Here is a 15,253-nt window from a genome sequence, read left to right on the forward strand (position 1 = left end):
AACTCTGATTTAATTTTCCTCATCTTTATTATCGCTGTTTTTATCCTTTTCTTTATCTTGCTCTTCAAACTCATTTCTTATGTCATTAATAGGTCTTTTTTCTGGATTGGAAGGAATTTCTTCCTGACCTTCTTCACCTTCTTTTGGTTTGCTCTGATCTTTTATGAGTTTTTCAGCTTCTGCTTTACTCAGTGGATAAACTTTAGCTATGTTCTCACTTGTCTGAACTGTAATAACATATTCCAAAATATTTTTATTTATTTTATAACTGTGTTTAACATCTACGATTCTCGCTGATACTGGGATCATATACTCCAACTCTTTTAGAGCTTTTTTTGACAGTTCTTTCTTAAGTTCTTGTTGGTTTTTTTGACCTTTACAGCTTTAGTTTCATAAAATACACTAGTTCTTATCTTTAAAGGAAATGTGTAATTTCCAATTGATAATTTCTTCTCAGAGTTTTCAACAATATAATCTCTATATTTTATTTTTTTTCTGAAGGTAAGTTTTTTGTCATAAAACATATAAGTACGGACTTTCTTTTTTTCACCTGTCTTAGTTTTTTTAATATCTATGTAATTAGCACTTTTTTTCGATTCATAAAAAGTACTCGCCCACACTTCGGGTATAGCACGATTATTTGATCCATTAAGAAGCACAGCCCCTTTTTGAACTATGTCTCCTTTTTGTACAATTTGTCTACCACTTCTTGGTATTACTTTCTCTATTATACCATTCTTTAATGCAATTATATTACAATAATTTGAATCATCCGTAGACTTTAATGACTCTGCCTTTTTCGTTACAGTTACAAATATATTTGTCCCTTTAACATTTATCGATACATATGCTACATCGTCAAATTTTGACATTATCGTATCTCTTACTTCTTTTCTGTCTATACTTTTTTTATATACACCGGGTCTTACCCCTGCTTTGCTAAACTCCTTTCTCAGCTCCTCTTTTTTTATCCCTTCTGGAGTTTGGATATACACATCTGTTACAAACTGAGATGTTCCCATCAGAAAAGCTAATGAAATAATAGCACATATCCACATAGCTTTATATTTATAAATTCTTTTTGCGAGAAAAGGAATACCTGTTTTTTGTTTTATTTTAATTTCAAAATTACTGCCTCTATAAAGTTCCTTAACACCTTTTAAATCACGTCTATCCACTTTAAATTCAAGACTTGTGTTCTTTATCCTCTTTACATTATATACACAAATTCCATTTCTTTTAAGGTGATTTAAGAACTGTTCGATTCCTATCCCTTCTATAATAATTGTGTAGTAACCTCTTATGTAACTCAGCAACTTTATCCCCCCTAATCATCGATTAACTCAACACCGAAAATTAGTCCCTTAATACCAATCTCAGTGTCAGTTATAAATTTTAGTGAAAGCTTATCTCCTGTAATTTTTACAGTTTTTATCTTAGTCTTTATCTTTATTGAATTTTGTTCAAACTCTATTATAGACAGGTAATTTTCAACACTTACAAAAGTGCTTCCTGTAATGGTAACTATCGGTTGGTTTACTTGTAAATCCGCTGAAATATCTAACATCGGCATTACCTCCTTAATACATTTTATGATTTTAACCTTTAATTATGATGATTTTAATATTTAATAAGCAAAAATTATAAAACAATTTCCTTATCATTAAAAGAATAGGCAATAAAAAATGCCAAACGTCTGGTAATTCTCCAAACGTTTAGCATTTTCAATATTTCTATTTAATTTTTATTTCATTTATTCATTGATTTAATCTCTATTTTTTAGTAAATTTTAGAACAAATCAAACATCCTAACTACTCTTGTTCTATCAAACCATATCCATTATATTTTCTTTTATAAACTACATTTATCTCAAATGTATCTTGGTTTGTGAATATATAAAAATTATGTCCAACTAACTCCATCTGAAGTATAGCTTCCTCTGGGCTCATAGGCTTCATATCAAATTTCTTTCTTCTCTCTATAACTATATTATTTTCTTGGTCTTCGTAATCTTCATCATAGTCTTCACTCTCATTTGAGAATTCTAAATTCTCAAATCTTATACTCTCACCATTAAACTGTTTGTCTCTAACTTTATTTTTAAATTTAACTATTTGTCTATTTAGCTTATCGCAAACAATATCAATTGCTGCATATAAATCTTCTTCAACATCTTCAGCTCTAACTATTTGACCACCAACTGAATTTATTGTTACTTCAACTTTTTGCCTCTCTTTTTTAGCACTTACTTTTACTTTAACTTCTGATTCAGGACTAAGGTATTTTTCAAACTTACTCAATTTTTCTTCTATGTATCCTTTGATTCCATCAGTCATTTTCATTTGTAATGCAGATACTTTTATTTGCATAAAAACCTCTCCCTTCAAGCTTTGCTACATTTTATAATCAATTTAGAAAGTTTTTTATACTTCCTTCTAAATTAATATAATTATACTTCATAAAACATTCTTTAAATAGACTGTTTATTTTTTTATCATTATGATATTATGAAATTGAAGGGATAATTTCGATATATGTACACAATTTAGCTATTAATTAACCATATAAAATAGTTTATAAACCCTACATAAACAAGCCAAACCAATTGAACTAAATTAAGATAACCAGCCTTTTTATTTATTCTAGAAAACTTCATTATCATTATTACGACTACAGCAATTAATAGCAATATACAAATCATAGCTGTAAATCTAAGTCCAAATCCAAAGAAAAGTATACTCCATGCGAAGTTAAGACCTAATTGAAGTCCATAATAATACATAGCATCTACAACTCTTGGAACGTTATTGCCTTTTCTCAAAATCAAATACGATGATGTCCCTATTAAAATATATAGAATTGTCCATACTACAGGAAAGATAAATCCAGGAGGTGCGAAGCTCGGCTTTATAAGAGCTGCGTATAGTGTCTGCATATCCGATCCACTGATTATTTTGACAATAACACTGCTTAAATATCCAATCACCAATGGTATAGCTACGTTTATCAAAAAATTTCTAATTTCCTTTACTGATATAATCAAATTTTTCCCCTTCTTTCAAATTTTTCTTTGATTATAGATATGCACAGTAAAGCATTTATTATTCTAAAAAATCTAAAAAGCCTAGAGATTTCTCTCTAGGCTGTTATGATCTATTGTAGGTTTTTTTTAACCAATTCGTTCACAAGTTTGCCGTCTGCTCTTCCTTTTATTTTAGGTTGAATAACTGACATTATTTTTCCCATATCCTTCATAGAAGTTGCTCCTACTTCAGATATAGAAGCTTTAACGATATCTTCTATTTCTTCTTCGCTTAATTGCTGAGGTAGGTACTCTTTTAAAACTTCGATTTCAGCTTCTGTTTCCTCTACCAAATCTTCTCTTTCAGCTTTTTTGAATTCAACTAGTGAATCTCGACGTTGTTTCATTTGCTTAGCAACTATATCAATAATAGCATCGTCATCAAGTTCTACACGATTGTCGACTTCATATTGCTTAATAGAAGCTCTAATTAGAGTTACAACAGATTTTCTAACTGTATCTTTGTTTTTCATTGAAGATTTTAGATCTTCTTGTAACTTTTGTTTAAGGGACATTCCCCTCACCTCTTTGTTATTATTTACTATTTCTTTGTGTTTTTTCTTCTAGCAGCTTCAGCTTTCTTTTTACGCTTAACACTAGGCTTATCGTAATGTTCTCTTTTTCTAACCTCTGACATTATGCCAGACATTGCACACTGACGCTTAAATCTTCTTAGAGCACTGTCAAGTGATTCATTCTCTCTAACTCTTACTTCTGACATTCTTTTTCCCTCCCTCCAATAGCGCAATTATGCTGGGACTGTAACTTTTGTTATTCTGCATAATCTGTATTACAACCTAACACCTTGTTTATTATAAACTAAAATTTTACTTTTATCAAGTATTTTTATCAAGAAGAAACTTAAATTATCAAATAATTCTCTTGTATAGCCATCGCTTCTTGTTTTACTTAGCTTCGGCTTCATAAAGAGGTAGTTTCTTTCCTGCTAATACATGATAGTGAAGGTGTTTTACTTCTTGGCCTCCATCGTCCCCACAATTGTTTATTATTCTAAATCCTTTTTTATCAAAACCTAATTCACTAGCTATTTTATTTATTACCACATGAATGTGTGCAACTATATCCATTTCTTTTTCAGAAATATCAGTTATGCTATCGTAGTGAACTTTTGGAACAACCAGTATATGGTATGGGGCAACTGGGTTTATATCGTTAAAGGCTATCACTTTATCGTCTTCATAAACTTTTGTCGAAGGAATCTCTCCATCTACTATTTTACAAAATAGACAATTCATCTCAACACCTCCCTTTTTAATGTATTTCTACATATTATACCAAACTTCCTTCTATAAAATTATCTTTTACGTCAATAATTTTCACTTTTTTTACTAAACCTTGTATATCGGTGTCACTTTTAGCATAGACTCTGATGTAATTTGTTGTTAATCCTTCATAAACATCATCTTTTACATTTTTCTCAAATAATACTTCTAACTCTTTTCCAATAAATCTCGATGCAAATTTAGCAAAGTTTTTACTACTCATTTTTATTAGTTTTTCACTTCGGTCGTGCTTTATTTGGGGGTCCACTTGATCTCCCATTGTTGCAGCTGGAGTTCCTTTTCTTATTGAGTATTTAAACACGTGCATTTGTGTAAGCTCTATTTCTTTCAAAAAATTATAAGTACTTGTAAACTCCTCATCTGTCTCTCCTGGAAATCCTACTATAATGTCTGTAGTTATAGCTACATTTGGGATAGCGTCTCTAAGTCTATCTACTATCTCTTTATACTCTTTTGTAGTATATCTTCTATTCATTCTATTTAATGTTTCATCACATCCACTTTGAAGTGATAAATGGTAGTGCGGACAAAGCTTTTTATTTGTAGATATCTCATTTACAAACTCATCGGTAAATAAAATCGGTTCAACTGAGCTAAGTCTAATTCTCTCAAGTCCATCAATCTGACTAAGTTTTTTTATTACATCTAAAAGAGTCAACTGATCTTCTTTTAAATCTTTTCCATATGATGCAACGTGAATCCCCGTCAAAACAACTTCTTTGTATCCATTTTTAACTAGGTTTTCGGCTTCATCAACTACACTTCTTATATCTCTACTTCTAACTCTACCTCTTGCATAAGGTATTATACAGTAAGAACAGTATCTATCGCATCCATCTTGTATCTTCATAAAAGCTCTAGTCTTATCATTGGTTTGACTTATCTCTATCTCTTCAAACTCTTTGATTTTCATAATATCGTCAACTGTGCTTATTTTTTTAGATAAATCTAGATTTTTAATCTCTTCAACTATATTTCTTCTTTCATTAGTACCCATTACTAAGTTAACTTCGTCAATATCTAAAATCTCCTCAGGAGATACTTGAGAATAACACCCAACAACCGCAATAAGGGCATCTGGATTTACTTTTTTCACTCTTCTAATATATTGACGTGATTTACGGTCACTCATATGAGTAACAGTACATGTATTTATAACATAAACATCGGCGTAATCTTCGCTATTTACATGTTCGTATCCATCTTTTTCAAACATTTCAAGCATTGCCTCTGTTTCATACTGATTTACTTTACACCCTAAAGTATAAAATGCTACCTTTTTCAATTTACACTTCTCCTCCCAAATCACTAAGCTCGTATAATACGATAGATGTCGCTACTACAGACGCAGTTTCAGTCCTCAAGATTCTTGGCCCGAGAGAAACTACCTGTGAATCTATTGCTTGAATTTTTTCTATTTCACCTTCGTCAAATCCGCCCTCAGGCCCTACAAATATCCCGATAGTATTTATATCTTTACCCTTGATTGAGTCCTTAATAGACACTGTTTTTTCATTCTCATAAGGACATATATTCATGTCATTACCTTTCATATCTTCAAGAGCTTCTTTAAAACTCAAAACTCCTCTAAGTTTAGGAATCTTTCCTCTTTTGCTTTGTTTTGCAGCTTCATATATTATACGTTCCCAACGCTCAAGTTTTTTATCTTCTTTTTTATTATCAAATTTCACTACACTTCTTTTATTTTGCACTAATATTATTTCATCTACTCCTACCTCAGTTAATTTTTGAAGTATCATCTCCATCTTAGTACCCTTAGGTAACCCTTGATAAAGTCTAACTTTTACATCTGGCTCTCTATTTACATTTAACTTCTCCAGTATATTAAGGCATACCTCATCTTTAGATATATCTTCAATCTCGCATACATACTCGCTTTTTTCTTTATCACAAATTTCTACCTGGTCGCCAACTCTAGCTCTCAAGACTTTTGAAATATGTTTTACATCATCGCCTGTCATAATACAAGTATTATCTTCTAAATTTATATAATCTTTATTCACAAAGAATCTATCCATATTAATCTCCTACTTATTATAAATACTTAGTTATTCATTTTGCAGACAATCGCAGCCCACTCACCCTGTCTATTTACGTTTAATATTTCAAATCCACTATTCTCTAAGCACTCTTTTACTTCATCTACTTTTGCAAGTATTATTCCCGATGAAATAAACACTGCGTCATCTTTCATAAAATTACTTACGTCTTTCGCAAGTATTTTTATTATGTCCGCAATTATATTTGCAACAACTATGTCAGCTTTTCCATCAACTACTGCTGTAAGGTTTCCGTAAAGAACTTTTATACTATCTTCTACATTGTTATTCGCTACATTTTCTTTAGATACAGTTACGGCAACCTCATCTAAATCAACAGCAACTACATCCTTTGCACCTAATTTAGCCGCAGCTATAGCTAGTATTCCACTCCCACATCCTATATCAAATACTGTTGAATCCTTTGATACGTACTTTTCTAACTCATTTATACACATACTTGTAGTCTCATGAGTTCCAGTACCGAAAGCCATACCTGGATCAAGCTCTATGATTAAATCGCCTTCATTAGGAGTGTACTCTTCCCATGTAGGTTTAACCACAACTTTATCACCTATTTTCGTAGGTTTATAGTAAGCTTTCCAATTATTTGCCCAGTCTTCTTCATTTACATTACCTAGGTCTATAGTTCCTTTGCCAATATCTATTCCAAAATCTTTCAACCCTGAAATCCTCTGTCTTATGATCTCTACAAATTCGGTAACATTTTTTTCTTCAGATATGTATGTCTTTACAATTACATCTTCTTCATGCCCTTTAGATAATAAGCCCTCGTCTACATAATCCCAATCAAGTGGATTATGCTCTTGAAATAAAAAATCCTTTGGATCTTCTATTATAGATCCATTTGCTCCTGTTTCGTATAGTATATTTGTAACAGCTTCTACAGCCTCTGTTGTTGTTTTTATATCAATTTCAATCCAATTTTTCATAAGATACCCGTCCTTTTATAGTTTTCTACTATTCTTCATTATAACACAAATAGATCCTTATTTTTTAATATTAGTATTCGTAAATGTCTATTTTATATTCCACTTTATAGAAAAGCAATTACAAATAAGCAGCTCCTATTATTCCAGCATCTGATCCTAATGTTGCACAGACAATATCACAAAATTCTTCGTCTTTATACATGATATGCTTTCTAACTTCTTCTCTTAAATCAGGTAAAAATACATCGCTCGATCTAGAAACACCTCCGCCAATTGAAATAATATCTGGGTCCAATGTATTTACAACTCCAGCTATTCCAATTCCAAGATACTTTATAAATCTTTTTACCGTCTCTATTGATAAATCGTCATTTTTTCTGTACTCATCAAATATTATCTCGGCATTTATTTTATCTAGATCTCCATCCACAATATCATATATAGAAGTTTTATATCCTTCATATATATTTTTCTTTACGAATTCTATAATTGCAGTGGCAGAGCAAAATGTCTCAAGACACCCGTTATTTCCACAGTTACACTCATAAAAACTCTCTCCAACTACTATATGGCCTATTTCAGAACCTCTATTATGACTGCCAGAGTAAATCTTTTTATCTATGATTACTCCACCACCTATACCTGTACCAATAGTGTACATTACTGCTATTGATTTTCCTTTCATACTTCCATAGATTGCCTCTCCTAAAGCCGCAGAAGTTGCGTCATTTTCAACATTAAAATCTAGTAATGGCATTTTTTCTTTTAGTTTACCTATAAAATCAATATTCTCCCATCCGAGGTTTATACAATTAACCAAACCATTTTTCTTTACAATACCTGGTATACCTATTCCTATAGATTTCAAATTATCATTAGACATATTTACTTGTTTTAACAAGCTATTTATCAATATTCTAATATCGAAAACTATTTTTTCTACATTTTTATCTCGGTCAATTTTCTTATCGATTCGAGTTAATATTGTTCCATTTTTATTTACTATACCAGCTCTTAAATTAGTGCCCCCTATATCTATGCCTAAATTATACATACGATCTCCTCATCAATATTTTATATAAAAAAGCCCCATATTATTATGTAAACTCAAATTATTTTTATACAAGGTATTAATTATACTAAATCCAACTTATATTTAAAAGATTAATCACCTAAATAAAAATCTCAGAAGCGATTAAACATCACTTCTGAGACATCTGCTTTTTCCAAAGCACTTTTTTACTTTTTTTTAAACATATCCTCTATCTTTTGCCCGAAACTCCTCTTCTTTTCATGCACATTGCTTCCACATTCTAAAGCAAATTGTTTAAGAAGATCTTTCTGTGTATCGTTTAATTTAGTTGGAACTTCTACTATAACTTTTACGTACTGGTCACCTCTAGAGTTTCCTCTTAATTTAGGTATACCTTTGTCTTTAAGTCTAAATACTGTTCCTGTTTGAGTTCCTTCAGGTATTGTGTACTTAACTTTACCATCAAGTGTAGGAACCTCTATCTCATCTCCTAATGCCGCTTGAACAAATGTTATTGGCATTTCGAAATAAATATCATTTCCTTCTCTAGTGAATAAGTCATGTGGTTTTACTGAAACAAGTATATAAAGATCTCCTCTTGGGGCACCTTTTTCACCAACTTCACCTTGACCACTTAATTTTATCATTTGACCATCATCTATACCTGCTGGTATATCAACTTCTATAGTCTTTGTTTTTCTTACTTTTCCAGAACCCTTACACTTAGTACAAGGAGAATCTATTACTTCACCTGCACCATTACATGTGCTACATGTTCTTGTACTAGCTATATTTCCAAATGGTGTTCTTTGAACGCTTCTAACTTGACCTGCTCCATCACATGTTGGACATGTCTTTTTAGATGTTCCTGGTTTTGCACCACTACCACCACACGCATCACATTCTTCACTTCTATTTACTTTAATTGAAGTTTTCTTACCAAATGCAGACTCTTCAAATGAAATACTTACGCCCTGTCTTATGTCTGCTCCTCTTTGAGGACCTCTTCTTTGACGTCCGCCGTAGCCTCCGCCACCTCCGAATATATCTCCAAACATGTCGCCAAATATATCTTCAAAGCCTCCGAAACCTTGACCACCGCCAAAGCCTCCTCCGCCGAATCCACCTTGACCATTTAAACCGTCATGACCAAATTGATCGTAAGTGCTTCTTTTAGATTCATCTGATAGTACTTCGTATGCTTCACTTATCTCTTTAAATTTTTCTTCTGCTTCTTTATCATCCGGATTTCTATCTGGATGGTATTTCATCGCTAATTTTCTATATGCTTTTTTAATCTCTTGAGCATCAGCGCTTTTCCCCACACCCAAGATATCATAATAGTCTCTCTTAGTACTCAATTTACACACCACCTTAGTCCTACAAAACAATAGCTTGTAGAAAACTGCTACAAGCTATTGTAATTCTTTTTAAAATATTAGACTTTACACTTATAGATCTATTATATTATCTACTTTATGTCTTGTCTATCTATATTGATTATAGATTTATATTAAATTTATATTATAGTTGATTTTATTTATCTTCATCAACTTCTGTAAAGTCAGCATCTACAACATTATCGTCCTTTGGACCTTCATTTGACTCAGAAGATCCTTCAGCTCCTCCTTGAGCTTGTTGCTCCTGAGCTGCTTGTTGGTATATTTCTTGAGATACTTTTTGGAATTTATTCATTACTTCATCTACTGCAGTTTTTATTTCTTCTGCTGTAGCATCTTCTTTGTCTTTTATAGCTTTTAAGTCTTCTATAGCTTTTTCTATATCAGCTTTATCATCTGCGTTTATTTTTTCTTCTACTTCTTTTAGTGTTTTTTCAGTTTGATATATTGTTGAGTCAGCTTGGTTAACTGCTTCTATTTTATCTTTTTTAAGTTTATCCGCTTCTGCATTCATTTCAGCTTCTTTAACTTTTTTCTCTATTTCTTCTTCAGATAAGTTAGTATTTGAAGTTATAGTTATTTTTTGTTCTTTTCCAGTTCCTAAATCTTTAGCATTTACATTAACTATACCGTTAGCATCGATATCGAAAGTAACTTCTATTTGAGGAATTCCTCTTTGAGCTGGTGGTATATCAGTTAATTGGAATCTTCCTAAAGTTGAATTGTCATAAGACATACTTCTTTCACCTTGAAGTACATGTATATCAACAGCTGTTTGGTTATCTGCTGCAGTTGAGAATACTTGTGATTTCTTAGTTGGTATTGTAGTATTTCTTTCTATTATCTTAGTCATTACATTACCCATTGTTTCTATACCTAATGATAAAGGAGTAACATCTAGTAATAATAAGTCTTTAACATCCCCAGCTAAAACTCCTGCTTGTATAGAAGCTCCTGCTGCAACACACTCATCTGGGTTAATTCCTTTATGAGGATCTTTTCCTATGAATTTCTTAACTGCATCTTGTACAGCTGGTATTCTTGTAGAACCACCAACTAGTAATACATCGTCTATATCACTTGTAGAAAGTCCAGCGTCTTTTAAAGCTCTCTTAGTTGGTTCCATAGTATTTTCAACTAATCCTGCTGTTAATTCTTCAAATTTAGCTCTTGTTAAGTCTAAGTTTAAATGTTTTGGTCCTTCAGCTGTAGCTGTTATAAATGGTAAGTTTATATTTGTGCTCATAGTTGAAGATAATTCTTTTTTAGCTTTCTCAGCTGCTTCTTTTAATCTTTGAAGAGCCATTTTGTCAGTTCTTAAATCAACGCCTTCAGCGCTCTTGAATTGTTCTGCTAAGTAATCTATAACTAATTTGTCGAAATCGTCCCCACCAAGTCTGTTGTTTCCTGCTGTAGCTAAAACCTCGAAAGTACCGTCACCTATTTCAAGTACAGATATATCAAAAGTACCTCCACCTAAATCGAATACTAATATTTTTTTCTCTTGGTCTAATTTATCCATTCCGTAAGCAAGCGCTGCTGCTGTTGGCTCATTAATGATTCTTTTTACTTCAAGACCTGCTATTCTACCAGCGTCTTTAGTTGCTTGTCTTTGTGCGTCTGTAAAGTAAGCTGGAACAGTTATAACTGCCTCAGTAACTTTGTCTCCTAAGTAACTCTCAGCATCAGCTTTTAATTTTTGAAGTATTATAGCCGATATTTCTTGTGGTGTGAAATTTTTACCATCAATATCAACTTTAAAATCAGTACCCATATGAGTTTTGATTGAAGTTATTGTTTTATCTGCATTTGTTACTGCTTGTCTTTTAGCAGGCTCCCCTACTATTCTTTCTCCTTCTTTAGTAAAAGCAACTACTGAAGGAGTTGTTCTCATACCTTCGCTATTTTCTATGATCTGTGCTTCTCCACCCTCTAATACTGCAACACAAGAGTTTGTTGTCCCTAAGTCTATACCTATAATTTTTGCCATTATTAAAATCCTCCTTAAATACTCGTATATTTGTTAATCGAATTATCTTTTTAATTTTTTAATATTATTTTTATGTTTTAAATTTAATTAGTTTATTATATTAGCAAGAAACTTTTACCATTGAAGCCCTTATAACTTTATTTCCTAATTTGTATCCTTTTTGAAGTTCCATTACAACCTTATTTGGCTCTACCCCTTCAACACTTTCTTGCATTACAGCTAAGTGATAATTTGGATCAAATTCTTGCTCTAGTGCTTCTATATGTTCAAGTCCAAGTTTAGATAAAGTATCTATTAATTGTTTGTGTACTAAATCTATACCTTTGTACATGCTATCTTCTTTATCTTCACAAGCTTCTAATGCTCTTTCCATACTATCTACAACTGGAATAAGCTCAGTCATGATCTTTTCATTTGCAAATAATGCAAGAGAATCTTTTTCTTCTTGAGTTCTCCTTCTGTAGTTAGCATATTCAGCTTGAAGACGTTGATACTTATCATTTAATTCATCTAATTCATCTTGTAATTTTTTTTCATCAAGTTTTGAATTTATATCAGTAACATTATCACCCTCAACAGTTTCTTCATTTTGGGCTGTGTCATTATCAGTTGATGAATCTTTCGACTCAGTGTCTACCAAATCGTCTTTTTCTAATACTTCCTCATCTTGTTGCTGTTTTTTGTTATCCAAGACATTACACCTCTCAACTCCATATTTATTTACCTTTTATCAATTAAAATACTCATATAATTTATTATTGAGTAAATTTTAGCGTAATCCATTCTAGTAGGACCTATAAAACTTATTTTTCCTACTAAATCATTGTCTACATTATATGTTGCAGTTATAATACTGCAATCCTTCGCCATTTCAAAATCATTGTCACTTCCTATTATTATATTTAGGTTATCCTTTTTAATACCCGACGATTTTATCATAGTAGCTAAATTATCTTTTTCCTCAATCATATTAAGAAATGATTTAGCTTTTAGTATATCGCTGAATTCTGGATAATTAAATATATTAGTAGCCCCGTTTAACGATAATGAAAAATCCTCATCTGACATGTTAGAATTTAAAACATGTAGTAATTTATCAATAAGAGCCGAGTAATCACTTATCTCGTACTTAATGTAGTTTATAAGTGAATCATCTAAATCCTCAATACCTTTACCTACTAATTTTTTTGTAAGGTTATCTGATATCAAATTCAGTTTAGATTGATCTAAATACATTGTTGTAGTTAGGCTAGCTTTTTTGATCTCGCCTCTATCAGTCACAACTATAAGCAAAATGTTGTTGTCATCCATTGATACCAATTGAATATGTCTTATAACACTCAGCTTAGGCGCGCTGCTTGTCACAGCTATCGTCGTATAATTAGTAAGTGTAGATAGTAACTTAGATGTCTCATGTATCAACTCTTTTATATGGCTAACATTATGCTCCATACACTGTTTAATTAGTGTTTTGTCATTTTCTTTGAGTTCACTCTTGCTCATAAGTGAATTTACATACAATTTATATGCCTTCTCTGAAGGCACTCTTCCAGCAGACGTGTGAGGTTGAATAAGATATCCCTGTTCCTCAAGATCAGCCATTTCGTTTCTAATAGTCGCAGCACTGATACCTAAATCATATCGTTTTGATAGACTTCTAGAGCCTACAGCCTCTGCTGTTTCTATATAATCTTTAACAATAGCTTTGAGGATATTAAGTTTTCTATCATTTAAATCCATCTTTGTTACCTCCCTAGCTGTTAGCACTCACTAGCTTCGAGTGCTAAAAAGATTATATATATTATATATCATTTATAGTTTTTTTTGTCAACTATTTTATATTAATTAATAAACTCTACAAACACACTATTCGAAATTTCACGCCCTTTTTGTGTCAATTCAATACCTACCTTACTTTCTTTAATTAATTTTCTTTTTGACAATACTTTTATTTGTTCAGAATATACGTTCGCAAAATCTATATTAAATTGTTTTTTAAAGTCTTCGTATTTTATACCTTCATTCATACGAAGTCCCATAAATATTTTTTCTTCTATACTATCTTTTACAGATAATTCCTCATTATTCACAATAGGTTTTTTGCCATCTGTAACCATATTATGATATTCTTCTAAAGATTCTACATTATTATATCTATTATCTTCTAAATATCCAGATGCTCCTGCACCAATCCCTATATAATGGTCGCATCTCCAGTATCCTATATTGTGTTCACACTCATACCCTTCTTTTGAGTAGTTTGATATTTCGTACTGATGATATCCTTTTGTTTTTAAGAAGTCGATAGTGTATCTATACATCTCAATATCAGTATCCTCGTCATTTAGTTCAAACTTGCTTTGCTCGTACATTGAATAAAGTTCTGTTCCTTCTTCTAGAATTAGTGAATATGCGGATATATGTTTCGGTTCTAGTTTTCCAACTATTTCTAATGTTTCTATCCAATCTTCAGTAGTTTGATTTGGTAGGTTGTACATTAGGTCTACGTTTATATTTTTAAACCCTACGCTTATTGCATCATTGTAGTTTTTTAGAAATTCTTCATATGTATGAATTCTTCCTACATATTTTAAGTGTTTCTCCTGAACAGCTTGCAAACCTATGCTAAGTCTGTTTACTCCTATTTCCTTCATTGTCTTTAACTTGTCCAGTGTTAATGTCCCTGGATTACATTCAACGGTTATTTCTGCGTCTTTGTTTATTTCAAAGTTTTCTTTTATATGTTTAAATAGTTCTCCTAACTCTTGTGTCGTTAATATACTAGGTGTTCCTCCTCCGATAAATACGCTTGAGATCTCTTCTTTTGTCTTGTGCATCTGCATTTCTTTTATTAGATCTTCTAGGTATCTCTTCTTTTGAGTTAGGTCCAGGTTGTATGAGTTAAAGTCACAGTAGTTGCACTTTTTTATGCAGAACGGTATGTGTATGTATAACATTAACATAGTTTACCTTCTTTCTTTGTTTATTGGTTTATATTAATAAAAATATTATTTATATTAAAATTTAAATAACCTCAACTATTATTATAGTATCATTTAGAATAAAAAAAGAGATACCTAAATTGAAGTGAACCCCAAAAATAAATTTTTTAGGTCTAAATTTATGGGATCACTTCAATTTAGGTATCTCTTTTCTTTATTTTTAATTAAATCATTAGTCAATATCTATTTAATTAGATATTTTCTTACAAAACTTAGAATCTACTTTAATTTCTTCATCCTTTTTACTTCTTCAGGAATTTCTGGTTGATGAATTGTCCACATACATGTTGTGTTGATAGATGATGCTGCAACTATTGGTGCTAGTATTGCAAAAAATTTCCATAACTTAGTTCTTTTAATTTCCATAACAAATCCTCCTAAATTTAATTAAAATTTGAAGAATATACTCATTTTCAAACTTATCCAAT

The 15,253-nt window shown here is 31.4% G+C and carries 18 protein-coding genes; all 18 read right to left on the reverse strand.

The features are described 5' to 3' along the window. Positions 1 to 9: 9 nt before the first annotated feature. On the reverse strand, positions 10 to 309 hold the full coding sequence (locus tag T473_RS18985) for a hypothetical protein (protein ID WP_242825834.1): 300 nt from the start codon (positions 307 to 309) through the stop codon (positions 10 to 12). Positions 310 to 323: 14 nt separating this feature from the next. Continuing rightward, positions 324 to 1,316, reverse strand: coding sequence for a sporulation protein YqfD (locus T473_RS15980; RefSeq protein WP_242825835.1), 993 nt, complete (start codon positions 1,314 to 1,316; stop codon positions 324 to 326). Between the two features lie 11 nt (positions 1,317 to 1,327). Further along, a complete protein-coding gene (locus tag T473_RS0102220; RefSeq protein WP_024620434.1) occupies positions 1,328 to 1,567 on the reverse strand; it encodes a YabP/YqfC family sporulation protein in 240 nt (79 codons plus the stop codon). Positions 1,568 to 1,812: 245 nt separating this feature from the next. Next, positions 1,813 to 2,370, reverse strand: a complete 558-nt coding sequence (gene hpf, locus T473_RS0102225) for a ribosome hibernation-promoting factor, HPF/YfiA family (RefSeq protein ID WP_024620435.1) — start codon at positions 2,368 to 2,370, stop codon at positions 1,813 to 1,815. Positions 2,371 to 2,546: 176 nt separating this feature from the next. Further along, positions 2,547 to 3,044, reverse strand: a complete 498-nt coding sequence (locus T473_RS0102230; protein ID WP_024620436.1) for a TspO/MBR family protein — start codon at positions 3,042 to 3,044, stop codon at positions 2,547 to 2,549. 110 nt (positions 3,045 to 3,154) lie between these two features. Further along, positions 3,155 to 3,598: a GatB/YqeY domain-containing protein gene (locus tag T473_RS0102235; RefSeq protein ID WP_024620437.1), complete on the reverse strand. Its 444-nt coding sequence runs from the start codon at positions 3,596 to 3,598 to the stop codon at positions 3,155 to 3,157. Between the two features lie 26 nt (positions 3,599 to 3,624). Beyond that, positions 3,625 to 3,804 (reverse strand): 30S ribosomal protein S21, encoded by a 180-nt coding sequence (gene rpsU, locus T473_RS0102240; protein ID WP_024620438.1) that lies wholly within the window; start codon positions 3,802 to 3,804, stop codon positions 3,625 to 3,627. Positions 3,805 to 3,988: 184 nt separating this feature from the next. Next, entirely contained in the window at positions 3,989 to 4,339 is a 351-nt protein-coding gene (locus T473_RS0102245; protein ID WP_024620439.1) for a histidine triad nucleotide-binding protein, read from the reverse strand. A 34-nt stretch (positions 4,340 to 4,373) separates the two neighbouring features. Continuing rightward, positions 4,374 to 5,672, reverse strand: a complete 1,299-nt coding sequence (mtaB, locus tag T473_RS0102250) for a tRNA (N(6)-L-threonylcarbamoyladenosine(37)-C(2))-methylthiotransferase MtaB (protein WP_024620440.1) — start codon at positions 5,670 to 5,672, stop codon at positions 4,374 to 4,376. Position 5,673: 1 nt separating this feature from the next. Continuing rightward, positions 5,674 to 6,426 carry an RsmE family RNA methyltransferase gene (locus T473_RS0102255; RefSeq protein ID WP_024620441.1) on the reverse strand — a complete coding sequence of 251 codons (753 nt, stop codon included), beginning with the start codon at positions 6,424 to 6,426 and terminating at the stop codon, positions 5,674 to 5,676. Between the two features lie 26 nt (positions 6,427 to 6,452). Next, positions 6,453 to 7,400, reverse strand: coding sequence for a 50S ribosomal protein L11 methyltransferase (gene prmA, locus T473_RS0102260; protein ID WP_024620442.1), 948 nt, complete (start codon positions 7,398 to 7,400; stop codon positions 6,453 to 6,455). A gap of 118 nt (positions 7,401 to 7,518) precedes the next feature. Next, entirely contained in the window at positions 7,519 to 8,454 is a 936-nt protein-coding gene (locus T473_RS0102265; protein ID WP_024620443.1) for an ROK family protein, read from the reverse strand. A gap of 185 nt (positions 8,455 to 8,639) precedes the next feature. Then, complete coding sequence (gene dnaJ, locus T473_RS0102270; protein WP_024620444.1) at positions 8,640 to 9,794, reverse strand: molecular chaperone DnaJ; 1,155 nt, start codon at positions 9,792 to 9,794, stop codon at positions 8,640 to 8,642. Positions 9,795 to 9,969: 175 nt separating this feature from the next. After that, positions 9,970 to 11,823, reverse strand: a complete 1,854-nt coding sequence (gene dnaK / locus T473_RS0102275) for a molecular chaperone DnaK (protein WP_024620445.1) — start codon at positions 11,821 to 11,823, stop codon at positions 9,970 to 9,972. 100 nt (positions 11,824 to 11,923) lie between these two features. Beyond that, positions 11,924 to 12,514: a nucleotide exchange factor GrpE gene (gene grpE, locus T473_RS0102280; protein ID WP_024620446.1), complete on the reverse strand. Its 591-nt coding sequence runs from the start codon at positions 12,512 to 12,514 to the stop codon at positions 11,924 to 11,926. A 29-nt stretch (positions 12,515 to 12,543) separates the two neighbouring features. Beyond that, on the reverse strand, positions 12,544 to 13,563 hold the full coding sequence (gene hrcA, locus T473_RS0102285; RefSeq protein ID WP_024620447.1) for a heat-inducible transcriptional repressor HrcA: 1,020 nt from the start codon (positions 13,561 to 13,563) through the stop codon (positions 12,544 to 12,546). A gap of 101 nt (positions 13,564 to 13,664) precedes the next feature. After that, the gene (hemW, locus tag T473_RS0102290; protein ID WP_024620448.1) at positions 13,665 to 14,786 is read right to left on the reverse strand and encodes a radical SAM family heme chaperone HemW; all 1,122 of its coding nucleotides are present in this window, start codon (positions 14,784 to 14,786) and stop codon (positions 13,665 to 13,667) included. Positions 14,787 to 15,044: 258 nt separating this feature from the next. Beyond that, positions 15,045 to 15,191, reverse strand: coding sequence for a cyclic lactone autoinducer peptide (locus tag T473_RS17980; RefSeq protein WP_077173550.1), 147 nt, complete (start codon positions 15,189 to 15,191; stop codon positions 15,045 to 15,047). Positions 15,192 to 15,253 lie beyond the last annotated feature (62 nt).

It is taken from the genome of Clostridioides mangenotii TR (assembly GCF_000498755.1).
GTDB classification, from domain to species: Bacteria; Bacillota; Clostridia; order Peptostreptococcales; family Peptostreptococcaceae; genus Metaclostridioides; species Metaclostridioides mangenotii_A.

What these genes read in the sequence shown, in the direction of transcription:
- T473_RS0102255 (WP_024620441.1), bottom strand. Translation starts at nt 6,426, where the DNA reads ATGGATAGATTCTTTGTGAATAAAGATTATATAAATTTAGAAGATAAT.
- T473_RS0102245 (WP_024620439.1), bottom strand. Translation starts at nt 4,339, where the DNA reads ATGAATTGTCTATTTTGTAAAATAGTAGATGGAGAGATTCCTTCGACA.
- rpsU (WP_024620438.1), bottom strand. Translation starts at nt 3,804, where the DNA reads ATGTCAGAAGTAAGAGTTAGAGAGAATGAATCACTTGACAGTGCTCTA.
- hpf (WP_024620435.1), bottom strand. Translation starts at nt 2,370, where the DNA reads ATGCAAATAAAAGTATCTGCATTACAAATGAAAATGACTGATGGAATC.
- hrcA (WP_024620447.1), bottom strand. Translation starts at nt 13,563, where the DNA reads ATGGATTTAAATGATAGAAAACTTAATATCCTCAAAGCTATTGTTAAA.
- hemW (WP_024620448.1), bottom strand. Translation starts at nt 14,786, where the DNA reads ATGTTAATGTTATACATACACATACCGTTCTGCATAAAAAAGTGCAAC.
- T473_RS0102220 (WP_024620434.1), bottom strand. Translation starts at nt 1,567, where the DNA reads ATGTTAGATATTTCAGCGGATTTACAAGTAAACCAACCGATAGTTACC.
- prmA (WP_024620442.1), bottom strand. Translation starts at nt 7,400, where the DNA reads ATGAAAAATTGGATTGAAATTGATATAAAAACAACAACAGAGGCTGTA.
- T473_RS18985 (WP_242825834.1), bottom strand. Translation starts at nt 309, where the DNA reads ATGATCCCAGTATCAGCGAGAATCGTAGATGTTAAACACAGTTATAAA.
- dnaK (WP_024620445.1), bottom strand. Translation starts at nt 11,823, where the DNA reads ATGGCAAAAATTATAGGTATAGACTTAGGGACAACAAACTCTTGTGTT.
- T473_RS0102265 (WP_024620443.1), bottom strand. Translation starts at nt 8,454, where the DNA reads ATGTATAATTTAGGCATAGATATAGGGGGCACTAATTTAAGAGCTGGT.
- T473_RS17980 (WP_077173550.1), bottom strand. Translation starts at nt 15,191, where the DNA reads ATGGAAATTAAAAGAACTAAGTTATGGAAATTTTTTGCAATACTAGCA.
- T473_RS0102235 (WP_024620437.1), bottom strand. Translation starts at nt 3,598, where the DNA reads ATGTCCCTTAAACAAAAGTTACAAGAAGATCTAAAATCTTCAATGAAA.